10 protein-coding genes are annotated in these 11949 nt (G+C 71.3%); 4 read left to right on the top strand and 6 right to left on the bottom strand.

Annotated features, from left to right (window positions below; translation table 11 throughout):
• Positions 1-76: 76 nt before the first annotated feature.
• Genes J2S57_RS23430 through J2S57_RS23445 form a run of 4 tightly spaced genes read right to left on the bottom strand, consistent with a single transcriptional unit; the run spans position 77 to position 3528 of the window.
• Positions 77-1198 (bottom strand): M20 family metallopeptidase, encoded by a 1122-nt coding sequence (locus tag J2S57_RS23430; protein WP_307246623.1) that lies wholly within the window; start codon positions 1196-1198, stop codon positions 77-79.
• Positions 1191-1859, bottom strand: a complete 669-nt coding sequence (locus J2S57_RS23435) for a DUF1028 domain-containing protein (protein ID WP_307246624.1) — start codon at positions 1857-1859, stop codon at positions 1191-1193. The genes J2S57_RS23430 and J2S57_RS23435 overlap by 8 nt, the downstream gene beginning before the upstream one ends.
• Entirely contained in the window at positions 1856-2278 is a 423-nt protein-coding gene (locus J2S57_RS23440) for a RidA family protein (RefSeq protein WP_307246626.1), read from the bottom strand. Before J2S57_RS23440 ends, J2S57_RS23435 begins: the two co-directional genes overlap by 4 nt.
• Positions 2275-3528, bottom strand: a complete 1254-nt coding sequence (locus tag J2S57_RS23445; protein ID WP_307246629.1) for a flavin-containing monooxygenase — start codon at positions 3526-3528, stop codon at positions 2275-2277. The genes J2S57_RS23440 and J2S57_RS23445 overlap by 4 nt, the downstream gene beginning before the upstream one ends.
• A gap of 314 nt (positions 3529-3842) precedes the next feature.
• Between J2S57_RS23445 and J2S57_RS23450 the strand changes: the two genes are divergently transcribed.
• Positions 3843-4781 carry a LysR family transcriptional regulator gene (locus J2S57_RS23450; RefSeq protein WP_307246631.1) on the top strand — a complete coding sequence of 313 codons (939 nt, stop codon included), beginning with the start codon at positions 3843-3845 and terminating at the stop codon, positions 4779-4781.
• Between the two features lie 6 nt (positions 4782-4787).
• On the opposite strand, the gene J2S57_RS23455 is transcribed toward J2S57_RS23450, so the two are convergent.
• A complete protein-coding gene (locus J2S57_RS23455) occupies positions 4788-5381 on the bottom strand; it encodes a TetR/AcrR family transcriptional regulator (RefSeq protein ID WP_307246633.1) in 594 nt (197 codons plus the stop codon).
• A 145-nt stretch (positions 5382-5526) separates the two neighbouring features.
• Here J2S57_RS23455 and J2S57_RS23460 point away from each other — a divergent pair, with 145 nt between their 5' ends.
• Both J2S57_RS23460 and J2S57_RS23465 read left to right on the top strand, forming a co-directional pair.
• Positions 5527-7482 carry a primary-amine oxidase gene (locus J2S57_RS23460; RefSeq protein ID WP_307246635.1) on the top strand — a complete coding sequence of 652 codons (1956 nt, stop codon included), beginning with the start codon at positions 5527-5529 and terminating at the stop codon, positions 7480-7482.
• A 174-nt stretch (positions 7483-7656) separates the two neighbouring features.
• A complete protein-coding gene (locus J2S57_RS23465) occupies positions 7657-7911 on the top strand; it encodes a hypothetical protein (RefSeq protein WP_307246637.1) in 255 nt (84 codons plus the stop codon).
• Positions 7912-8333: 422 nt separating this feature from the next.
• Here the strand turns inward: J2S57_RS23465 and J2S57_RS23470 are convergent, their stop codons facing one another.
• A complete protein-coding gene (locus tag J2S57_RS23470) occupies positions 8334-9815 on the bottom strand; it encodes an aldehyde dehydrogenase (RefSeq protein WP_307246639.1) in 1482 nt (493 codons plus the stop codon).
• 283 nt (positions 9816-10098) lie between these two features.
• Between J2S57_RS23470 and J2S57_RS23475 the strand changes: the two genes are divergently transcribed.
• Positions 10099-11631, top strand: a complete 1533-nt coding sequence (locus tag J2S57_RS23475; protein ID WP_442358352.1) for a GMC family oxidoreductase — start codon at positions 10099-10101, stop codon at positions 11629-11631.
• The last annotated feature ends 318 nt before the right edge of the window (positions 11632-11949 follow it).

An 11949-nucleotide genomic window follows, 5' to 3' on the forward strand; every position in this document is an offset into this window, starting at 1 on the left:
GGGTGCCGCCGATCGGGACCGCCGACGGACCGCCGACGCACCGGACGCGATCACCGTGCCCGGATCGTCCGGCCGGTCAGGGCACGGCGATGTCCAGCGCCGTCCAGGCGAGGGCCGTCGCCGCGTCGAGCAGAGCCTTCTCGGCGTCCGCCCCCACGCAGTGCGCGGCGAACTCGGGCTGGTGGTTCAGGGCCGTTCCCGAGTTGATGCCGATGTACGGGTGGATCGCGGGCACCACCTGTGACACGTTGCCCATGTCGGTCGACGCGCGGTTCATCCTGCGCGCGGGGGAGTGCTCGTCGAACACCCGGCCCAGCTGCCGGGCGTTGCGCCGGTACGCCTCCAGCGCCGGGGTGAAGGTGCGGAACTCGGCGTAGGGCTTGCTCTCCGGCTCGATCTCCAGGGTGGCGCCGGTGGCCAGCGCTCCCGCCTCGAAGCAGCGCCGGACCTTCTCCTCGGTCTCGGTCAGCTGCTGGAGGGACGACGCGCGCACGTACCAGCGCCCCTCGGTGTGGGCGGGGATCGCGTTGGGTGCCTCGCCACCGTTGGTCATCACGCCGTGCACCCGCACCGTCGGCGGAAGCTGTTGCCGCAGAAGGCCGATCGCGACCTGGGCGACGGTGAACGCATCGGCCGCGTTGACGCCGTGCTCCGGGTAGGCCGCCGCGTGCGCGGCCTTGCCCCGGTACGACACGTGCGAGTGCGACACCGCGAACGGCTCGGCCTCGGCCACGTCGACCGGCGCCGGGTGGGCCATCATCGCCAGGTCGAGCCCGGCGAAGGCGCCCCGCTCGAGCAGCTCGATCTTGCCGCCACCACCCTCCTCGGCCGGCGTGCCGTACACCTCGATGGTCAGACCCGCCGCGTCGGCCAGCGGGGCCAGGGCCCGCGCCGCGCCGACGGTGATCGCCGAGATCAGGTTGTGCCCGCAGGCATGCCCCAGCCCGGGCAGCGCGTCGTACTCGGCGCACAGGCCGAGCCGGAACGGGCCGCTGCCGTACGTGGCCAGGAACGCCGTCTCCAGGCCGAGATAGGCCGGCGTCACGTCGAAACCGGCCTCGGACAGCGCCTCGGCCACCCAGCGCGACGCCCGGTGCTCCTGCCAGCCGGTCTCCGGGTTCGCGTGCAGCAGCTCGGACAGCTGGATCAGCCGCCCGGCGTCCCGCGAGACCCCGGCCGCGGCAGCATCCTTACTCATCGCCCGGAACCCCGTACGACGGCGCCGACTCCGGGTTCAGCCCCCGCGTCACGTAGGCGTCGCGCTGCGGCATCCACACCTCGAGCAGCGCTCGCAGATCCTCCAGCGGGGTGTCGCTCCAGTCGACGCGCAGGTCGGTCTCGCGCCAGGCGACCTGCCGCACCACCGACAGCCCGGCCGAGCGGATCGGCCCGGCCTCACCACCCGCGGCCAGCCCGGCCTCCAGCGCGAGCAGCAGACGGGACTCGAGCTCACCGGACGACTGCTCGAAAGCCTGCGCCACCGCGGAGATCACGGAGGTGGAGGCCAGCAGGTTGCCCGCGGCCACCACCCGGTCGCCGACGACGGTGTGATGCACCCCCAACGTTCCGGCGCCGGAGAACGCGGCGCCCGGCCCGTCGAGCCCCAGCACCGTGAGCTGGCGGTGCTCGATGTGCTCGCGGTCGGTGACCACCCGCGAAAGGGCTTCGGGAGCCGGGAGACCCGAGTCCAACGCGTCGAGGAGCGCGGTTCCCAGGCGCGGGTCGGTGACGTTCTGCGAGGAGGCCCCGCCCACTCCCGCCCGCAGGTGCACGCAGCGGGCCGCGACCGCGGGGGACGACGAGGTCACGGCGATCCCGACGGCGCCGGAGGGGTCGGTGGCCAGCACGGAGAAGGTCATGAGGGGATCACCGCGATCGCGTCGATCTCGACGAGCCACTCCGGGCGGGCCAGGGCCGAGACCACGATGCCGGTGGAGATCGGGTGCACGCCCTTGGTGTGCCGGCCGATGGCGCGGTAAACCGTTTCGCGGTAACGCGGATCGACGATGTAGATGGTGAGCTTGACCAGGTGTTCCATCGTGGCGCCGGCCTCGTCGAGCAGCATCGCGATGTTGGCCATGGCCTGCTCGGTCTGCACGCCGACGTCACCGATGCCGACCGACTCGCTGGTGTCGAGGTCCTGCCCGATCTGCCCGCGCACGTACACGGTGTTGCCCGCGACGACGGCCTGGCAGAGGTCGTTGTCGAGGTTCTGCTCGGGGTAGGTGTCCTTGGTGTTGAAGGGCCGGATCCGTCGGTGGCCACCCGCGACAATCATGACTTCTCCTGGTAAGAGACGTAGTTCAGCTGCGTGCCGATGTGACCCGCGACGTGCTTGGCATCGTGCCACACACCCCAGATGAAGCTCGACCCGCGCCGCGAGAGCCACGGCAGGCCCACGAAGTAGACGCCGGGCTCGGCCGAGACGCCACGACGGTGAACGGGTTTGCCGGAGTCGTCCACGGCGTCGCCGACCTGCAGCCAGCTGTAGTCGGTCTTGAAGCCGGTGGCCCAGACGATGCTGGTGATCCCGGCCGCCACCAGATCCAGTGAGCGCAGCGGATTCTGGGCGTCCAGGGGCAGATCGCCGAGCACGTGCGCCTGGGGTTCCTCGGGCAGGTCGAGCCCGTTGCGGGCCACGTACGCGTCGGCCGCCCGCAGCAGGGCCAGCATGTTCGCGTCCCCGGCGGCCACATTGTCGGCGAGGTCCCCGCGGAAGGTCACCACACCGTCCTCGAGCGAATCGGTCAGCCCCACCAGGCGGATACCGCCGAGAGCCAGTTCGCGGAAGTCGACGGTGTGCCCGCCGCGCGCGCCGCTGACGGCGATCGTGACGTGCTCGGCCCCGGCGGCCGGGGTCTCCAGGTCCCACAGGCCGAGAACGCCCAGCCACCAGACGAAGTCGCGGTTGCGGTAGCGCCGCGGCGGCCGGTCGTGCGGCCCGACCGAGAGGTACACCTGGCGCCCGGAACGCTGCAGCTCGTCGGCGATCTGGACGCCGGACGAGCCCGCGCCGACCACCAGCACGTTGCCCTCGGGCAGCTGCTGCGGGTTGCGGTACGAGCTGGAATGAATCTGGTGCACGGCCCCGGTCGGCACGATCGGTGGGAACACCGGGGTCTGGAACGGGCCGGTCGCGGCCACGACGTAGCGGGCACTGACGGTGCCGATGGAGGTCTCGGCCGTGAAACCGGGCTCGCCGTCGTTGCGCCGGACGGAGGTGACCTCGACACCGGTGCGCACGGGCAGGTCGAACTTGGCCGCGTAGGCCTCGAAGTACTCGGCCACCTGCTCCTTGGTGGCGAAGCCGTCGGGCTCGACGTCGGCGAACTCCAGGTTCGGGAAACGGTCGTGCCAGACCGGGCCGTTCGCGACCAGCGAGTCCCAGCGCTCGGAACGCCAGCGCTCGGCGATGCGGCCGCGCTCGAGAACGAGGTGCTTCACCCCGGCCTGGGTCAGGTGCTCGCTCGTGGCGACACCGGCCTGGCCGGCGCCGACGACGAGAACCTCCACCTCGTGGTGGGCCATTTCGTCTCCAAGCTCTGAGGGGAAGGACGTGCTGGAGCCGGGGGCGGCGCGATCGGCACCCGTCCCACCGGTTCCCGATCAGCGTAGGAGCGCTTTCTGGCGGAGTAAAAAATGAATTCGGCAGGGAAGTAGATCGGTGGAAGTGATGAAGCGGCGCCGATAACGAGATGGAAACATGCCTGAAACCCGGCCGTTCGCAGGCAAGCACAGGCGTGCGGCCGCGGGAGCGCGGCATCGGCTGAGCTGATGCAGATGGCCTATGGTGTTCTGATTCAGCCGCCCTACTGCGCTGATCGACGCCCGCAAGGAGTGCCATGGCCCGCAAGCCGGACATCACGCTCGCGCAGCTGCGCTACTTCGTCGAGGCCGCGAGCTGCCTGAGCATGACCCAGGCCGCCACCAGCCTGCTGGTGGCGCAGTCGGCGGTGTCGTCGGCCGTGGCGCAGCTCGAGAGTCAGGTCGGGGCGCAGCTGTTCATCCGGATGCGCTCGAAGGGGCTGGCGCTCACCCCGGCCGGGCAGCAGCTGCTCGGCGACGCCCGTGCGGTGCTGGGCACGCTCGACGAGGCGCTCGACGCCGCGCGCGGCATGGACGAGCAGGTCCGCGGCACGATCCGGATCGCCTTCTTCGTCACCCTGGCGCCGTTCCTGCTCGCCGACGTGATGGCGCTGCTGGCCGAGCGGCATCCCGGGCTCGACGTCGACGTGATCGAGGTGGACGCCGACGAGGCCCGCGAGGCACTGCGCTCCGGCCGCGCGGAGATGGCCGTCAGCTGGGACTTCGCGTTCGGCGAGGAGATGCGGCGGGAGATCGTCACCACGGTGCCCCCGCACGTCGTGCTGCCGGCCGGGCACCCGCTGTCGGCGCGCCGCCGGGTGCCGCTGCGGGAACTGGCGCACGACAAGATGATCCTGCTCGACCTGCCGCACAGTCGTGAGTACTTCCTCGACGTGATGCGTGGCGCGGGCGTGGAACCGGTGGTGCGGCACCGCTCGTACGGCTATGAGACGGTGCGCTCACTCGTGGCCAAGGGCTACGGCTACGCGATTCTCAACCAGCAGCCCCGGCACGACTCCACCTACGACGGGCGCGCGGTGGTGACCCGGCCGATCTCCGACGAAGTGCCCGGCCTGCCCCTGGTGGTGGCCACCCTGCGCTCGGTGCGGGCCACGGCGCGGGTGCGGGCGGTGGCCGACGCGGTGCGGGTGGTGGCCAACGCCGTGCCGGGTGCCCGGCCGCACCCGGGCACCTGAAACCGGTCAGAAATGCTGTCCAGTCTCGCGTTCCAGCAGGCCGGCGACGAGGTCGCGGGCGTGCTCGGCCGGGAGCGCGGCGTTGTGCCCGGCGAGGTGCAGGCCGACCGCGTCCTCCAGCGCCACGACGGTCTCGGCGACGGTGCGGGCCGGGGCCCGGAGCGTGAAGACGCCCGACGCCTCGCCGCGGGAGAGCACCCGTTCGTAGAGTGAGACCTCCTGCTCCCACAGCGAGGTCATGAGCGCGGCGTGCGGCCGGTTGCGGGCGGCGTGCAGGTGCATCTCGTAGATCACCGGGGAGATCTCGTCGTGCCCGGGCACGCCCCGCCGGGCCAGCTCGCGCAGCTGGGCGACCGGGTCGTCGAGGGTCTCGATCGCGGCCCGGCGGGCGGTGTAGAAGCGCTGCACGACGTGGGCGTGCACGTCGAGCAGCAGGTCGTCGAGGCGAGGGTAGTAGTAGCTGACCAGGGCCGGTGACAGGCCGGCCTCGGCCGCGACGTCGCGGATCTTCAGGCCGGCGGCGCCGTGCGCGGTGATGGCGCGCATCGCCGCCCGCACCAGGTCGTGACGGCGCTCTCGCTGATCCTTGGGCCGGGCCATCTCTCCATTATTGATGGTCTGCATCAAAGAATCATCAACCGACGGCCTTGTCCTCCCGCACGGGGGCGGGTTCTACTGTTCGGCATCGCCCCGATTCTTTGATGCCAACAACAAAGAACTTCACGACGACGAACGAGGTCCGCCCGTGCCCAGCCCGACCGAGACGGCCACCCATCCGCTCGACCGCCTCACCGCGTCCGAAATCATCCTGAACCGGGCTGTTCTCGACGAGGCTGGGCTGATCGGCCCGCACACGCGCTTCCCGCTGGTGCTGCCCGACGAGCCGGCCAAGGCCGAGGTGCTGGCCTGGACCCCGGGAACCACCTGGGACCGGCGTGTGCGCAGCACCCTGCTCGACCGGGTCAGCGGCGCGGTCACCGAGGTCGTGGTCTCGCTGACCAGCCGCTCGGTGGTCACCAGCCGCCGGGTCGACGTGGTCACCGAGGGGCAGCCGCCGATCATGGGCGAGGAGTTCGACCTGGTCGAGAGCATCCTCTGGAAGCACGAGGGCTGGTGTGCGGCGATGGCCCGGCGCGGCCTGGACGAGCCCACCCGCATCCGGATCTCGGCCCTGAGCGCGGGGGACTTCGGCATCGAGGGGGAGCGGGGGCGGCGACTCGTGCGCTGCCTGTCGTTCCTGCAGCTCGACGACGCCGACAATGTCTGGGCCCACCCGGTCGACGGGATCGTGGCCTACGTCGACCTGATCACCGCCGAGGTGGTCGACCTGATCGATGACGGTCTCTTCGAACTACCGCGTGAGCGAGCCGATTTCGAGATGCCCGGACTGTCGGAGCGGGACACCCAGAAGGCCCTGCGGATCATCCAGCCCGACGGGCCGAGCTTCACCGTGGACGGCGATCTGGTGCGCTGGGAGAACTGGGAGTTCCGGGTCGGTTTCGACCAGGTCGAGGGGCTCACGTTGCACCAGATCGGGTTCCGTGACCGCGACCAGGGCGGGCGCGTGCGGCCGATCGTGTACCGGGCGTCGGTGGCCGAGATGGTCGTGCCCTACGGTGATCCGTCGCCGGTGCGGTTCTGGCAGAACTACTTCGACGCGGGTGAGTACTCGCTGGGCCGGGAGGCGAACTCGCTCACGCTGGGCTGCGACTGCCTGGGCGAGATCCACTATTTCGACGCGGTGCTGGCCGACGACCACGGCCGGCCGCGGCCGATGGGCAACGCGATCTGCATGCACGAAGAGGACGACGGCCTGCTCTGGAAGCACACCGATCCGTACAACCGCACCTCCTCGACGCGTCGTCAGCGCCGCCTGGTGATCTCGTTCTTCATCACGGTGGGCAACTACGACTACGGTTTCTACTGGTACCTGTACCTCGACGGCACGATCGAGCTCGAGTGCAAGGCCACCGGCGTGGTTTTCGCGTCCTCCTACCCGGGGGAGGGGTATCCGTGGGCCAGTCAGATCGCGCCCGGGGTCGGCGCTCCGTATCACCAGCACCTGTTCTCGGCGCGTCTCGACCTGATGGTGGACGGGGTGGGCAACGCCGTCGACGAGGTGGACGCGGTGCGCGTCCCCGTCTCGGGCGAGAACCCCCACGGCAACGCGTTCACGCGACGGGCCACCCGCCTGCGGCGGGAGTCGGAGGCGGCCCGGCTGGCCGACGGGTCGGTGGGACGCGTCTGGCACCTGGTGAATCCGTCGGTGCTCAACCGGGTGGGCCAGCCGGTCGGGTACACGCTGCATCCCGAGGGCGGGCCGACGCTGCTGGCCGACCCGTCGTCGTCGATCGCGCGCCGGGCCGCCTTCACCACGAAACACCTGTGGGTGACGGCCCAGTCGGACGCCGAGCGCTACCCCTCGGGTCAGTACGTGAACCAGAACCCGGGCAACACCGGCATCGACACCTGGACCCGGGCCGACCGCGACGTCGACGGCACGGACATCGTGGTCTGGCACACCTTCGGGCTCACACACTTCCCGCGGCCGGAGGACTGGCCGATCATGCCCGTCGACCAGACCGGTTTCGTGCTCAAGCCGTCGGGATTCTTCGACCGCAACCCGGCCCTGGACGCGCCCCGTCCCCAGGCCACGGCCTGCCACACGGGGGCGCCGGGCGCCTGCTCCTGCGAGCACTGACCGGAACGCTGTGCGGTCTGGCCGGCTGTGTGGTCTGGCCGGCTGTGCGGCTTGGCCGGCCACCTCGGCACCACCGAACCGCCACCTTGGCGCCACCGACCGGCCTGGTCAGATGCGCCGCGACCTGACTTGGCCCTACCTGCCGCGGCCCTGACCTTGACCGCGAACCTGACCTTGACCGCGAACCTGACCTTGACCGCGAACCTGACCCTGACCGCGAACCTGACCCTGATCCTGGTCGCGGCCCTGGCCCTGGTCGCAGCCCGTGGCCGTGACTCTGCCCCTGGCCCCTGGCCCCTGGCCCTGGCCGTGACCCTGCCCCTGGCCGTGACCCTGGCCCCTGGCCCCTGGCCCCTGGCCCCTGGCCCCTGGCCCCTGGCCCCTGGCCGTGGCCCTGGCCCGCACGGCCCGGCCCGGCCCGACGTGTGAACAATCCGGTTCCCGGCACCCCCGACTGCCCGTACCCGTCGGGCCATCCCAGCCGAACGAGAACCGCGCTGCTTTCGATAATCGATAATCGAAAGCAGCGCGGTTCTACTCACCCCACCCTCGGTAGCCCCCACCGGCACCGTTCCGTCCATGAACGGAACCCCGTCCGCCACTGCCCTGTCCGTGCCAGGTCGTGGCCGAAGTGCGTCTGACCAGGTCGAGCCGGGCCGGATCGGAGCAGGTCAGATCGGAGCAGGTCAGGTCGAGCCAGGTCAGGTCGAGCCAGGTCAGGTCGAGCCAGGTCAGGTCGAGCCAGGTCAGGTCGAGCCAGGTCGGAGCAGCTCAGGTCGGGTTGGGCCAGGTCTGGTCGGGCCAGGTCGGGCCAGGTCTGGTCGGGTCTGGTCGGGTCAGGTCGGGCCGTCTCAGTACCGGATCCAGGTGGTCTTGAGGCCCGTGTACTCGTCGAGGGCGTGAAGTGACAGGTCGCGGCCGAAGCCGGACTGGTTGAAACCGCCGAACGGGGTGGTGACGTCGAGGGCGTCGACGCAGTTGACCGAGACCGTGCCCACGCGCAGCCGGGAGGCGACGCGGTGGGCCCGCGAGAGGCTGTCGGTCCAGACCGAGGCGGCCAGGCCGTAGGGCGTGTCCCCGGCCAGCGCCAGGGCCTCCTCCTCGGTGCCGAACGGGAAGACGGCCAGGACCGGCCCGAAGACCTCCTCCACCGCGATGCGCGAGGTGGGGTCGACGCCCGTGAACACGGTTGGCTCGACGAAGGTGTCGCGGGGGCCGGAAACCTTTCCTCCGTGGCGTAGCTCGGCGGTGCGGGTGCCGTCGGCGATCAGGTCGAGGACCTTGGCCGCGTGCCGGTCGCTGACCAGCGGGCCCATGCCGGTGGCGGGGTCGAGCGGGTCACCGGGCTGCTTCGCCGCGGCCCGTTCGATCACGAGTCGCACCAGTTCGTCGGCGATCTCGCGCTGCACGAGCAGGCGGGAGTTGGCTGAGCAGACCTCCCCGCTGTTGCTGAAGATGCCCGCGACCACGCCGTCGGCGGCGGCCTCGAGGTCGGCGGTGTCGGCGAAGACCAGGTTCGGGCTCTTGCCGCCGCACTCCAGTTGCAGCCTGCGCAGCCGGGTCCGGGCGCTGTAGCCGAGGAAGAGCTTGCCGACCTCGGTGGAGCCGGTGAAGGCGATCGCGTCCACGTCCGGGTGCAGACCGAGGGCCTGCCCGGCCTCGTGCCCGTTTCCGGGGACGACATTGAGGACGCCGGCGGGCAGGCCCGCCTGAAGGGCCAGTTCGCCGAGACGCAGGGCGGTGGAGGGGGATTCCTCGGCCGGTTTGAGCACGACGCTGTTGCCGGCGGCCAGGGCCGGGGCGATCTTCCAGATCGCGGTCTCCAGCGGGAAGTTCCACGGGATCACCGCACCGACGACGCCGACCGGCTCGCGGGAGACCACGGCCAGGTTGCCGCCGGCGGTCGGGGCGACCTCGCCGTAGACCTTGTCGACCGCCTCGGCGTACCAGGCCAGGATCGCGGCGCTGCCCGGGATGTCGATCGTGGTGGTGCCGGAGATCAGCTTGCCGGTGTCGAGCGACTCGAGCAGGGCCAGTTCCCGGGCGTTCTCGAGGATCAGCTCGCTCAGGCGCAGCAGCACCCGCTTGCGCGCGGCGGGCGACTGCAGGCGCCACACGCCGCGGTCGAACGACGCGCGGGCGGCGCGCACGGCCCGGTCGACGTCGTCCGGGGTGCAGGCGGCGACCCGGGCGAGCACCCGGCCGGTGGCCGGGTCGGTGTTGTCGAGGGTGCGTCCGCCGGTGGCCTCGACGAGCTCGCCGCCGATGACGGCCCGGACCGGGTGGGTGAGGCTCTCGGCCTGGGCGTGCCAGCTCGCGGCGGACTCGGTCATGACGGGATCTCCCAACGAAACGGTGCGGGCGTCGAGCCTAGGCAGCGAGAACCGCTCTCTCAAGCAGGGATTGCCGGGGGAAGGGCATCGGCGGGGCAGATGCCGGGAAACGCCGTCGAAACATGCGGCGTGACCGAGGTCGCTTCATCGCGGAAAGTGATGCGCCGGAGCGGTAAAACAGTCTTGGGTGGTGGGGCCGGACGTGACCATCCTGGTGGTGGCGAACAGCACGGTGGAGAACAGCGTGGTGCCGAACGGCACGGACGACAGGAGTACCTCTCAGATGAGCGTGGTGGAGAGCGGGCAGACCCCGCCGGTGACCGATTTCGACGTACTGGTCGTCGGGGGTGGCACGGCCGGGTCGGTGATCGCGGCCCGGCTCTGCGCCGATCCCGGCCGCCGCGTGGGGGTGCTGGAGTGGGGCCCGAGCGACGTGGACGAGCCCCGCGCCCTGCAGATCGCCCGCTGGCCCGAGATGCTCGAGGGGGAGTACGACCTCGACTACCGCTCGGTGCCGCAGGAACGGGGCAACTCGAACATCCGGCAGGCCCGGGCCACCATCCTGGGCGGCTGCTCGAGCGTCAACACGATGATCGCGTGGAAACCCCTGGCCTCCGACCTGCGCGAGTGGGTCGCGGCCGGTGCGCGGGGCTGGGAGCCGTCGGTGATCCTGCCGTACTGGGACCGGCTGGCCGCGCCGATCACGCCGGTCGCGCCCGAGCACCGCAACCCTCTCGTCGAACTGGGTGTGCGGTCGGCGGTCTCGGCGCTCGGGGTGCCGCGCCGCGAGACCTGGAACGACCTGCCCGGTGACCTGGTGGAGGGGGCCGGGTTCTTCGAGATCGGCTACGACCCGGCCACCGGGGTGCGTTCCTCGGCCTCGGTCTCGTACCTGCACCCGGTGCTGGGACGCGAGAACCTGCACGTGCTGCTGCGCCGGCGGGCGCTGCGGCTCGAGTTCGAGGGGACGCGTGCCAAGGCCGTGGTCTGTGAGGGCGGCGAGCGTTTCACGGCCCGCGAGATCGTGCTCAGCTGCGGCGCGATCGACACCCCGCGCCTGCTCCTGCTCTCCGGCGTCGGCCCGGCGGGGGTGCTGAAGGAGGCCGGCGTGGACCTGGTGCTCGACCGGCCCGGGGTGGGGGAGAACCTGCAGGACCACGCCGAGGGCCTGACCGTCTTCGAGATCGACTGTGACGTGCCCGACGTCCGGGCCACCGACTGGGACGCCGGGGTGCTCGCCCGCGTCGACGAGAACGCCGACCGGCCGGACGTTCTCATGCACCTGCCGGTCACGACCGTGGGCGGGCAGGCCGAGGCCCAGGGCGCCGTGCTGCCGCCGCGCAACCTGTCGATGGCCTCGAACGTGGCGAAACCCCGCAGCCGCGGCCGGGTCTGGATCGACTCGGGTGACCCGACGCGTCCCCCGTTGATCGACTACCGCTACTTCACCGACCCGGACGGGCACGACGAGCGCATGCTGGTGGCCGGGATCCGCCTGGCCCGGCGCATCGCCGCGGCCGAGCCACTGGCCCGGCACATCGTGCGGGAGGTGTTCCCCGGGCCGGACGCGCAGACCGACGAGGAGATCTCGCGGATCGAGCGGGCCGCGCACCAGACCGTCTACCACGTCAGCGGCACCTGCCGGATGGGCCGTCCCGACGACCCGGACGCGGTGGTCGACCCGGAGCTGCGCGTGATCGGCCTCGAAGGGCTGAGAATCGCCGACGCGTCGGTGTTCCCGACCGTCACCGCCGTGAACCCGGTGGGCACCGTGCTGGTGCTCGCCGAGCGGGCCGCCGACCTGATCGTCGGGTAGTTCGTCCCCCGCGCGCGGTCCCCGTCCTCGAGCCGGACGGGGATCGACGCGTTTTGGCGGCCCGGACGCGCCACGACATCTAAAATTCAGATACGGCCACGCGGCAAACTCGCCGAAACGTATGTGCAACATTCGAACCGGCGGCCGGGCACCCCGGGCGACCCGCGCGTCCATCATCGGTGGCCCTTTTCGCCCGGGCCGGACGGCTCTCGTGGAGCCGGACGTTTGCGCGGGTCGGGCCGGGGTGACCGGGCTCACCGGAGCTCAACCCGGCCGCCAGGTTTCGAGCGTGTTTCGCAAGCGTTGCTGATGCTTTTC

It is taken from the genome of Kineosporia succinea (assembly GCF_030811555.1).
GTDB classification, from domain to species: Bacteria; Actinomycetota; Actinomycetes; order Actinomycetales; family Kineosporiaceae; genus Kineosporia; species Kineosporia succinea.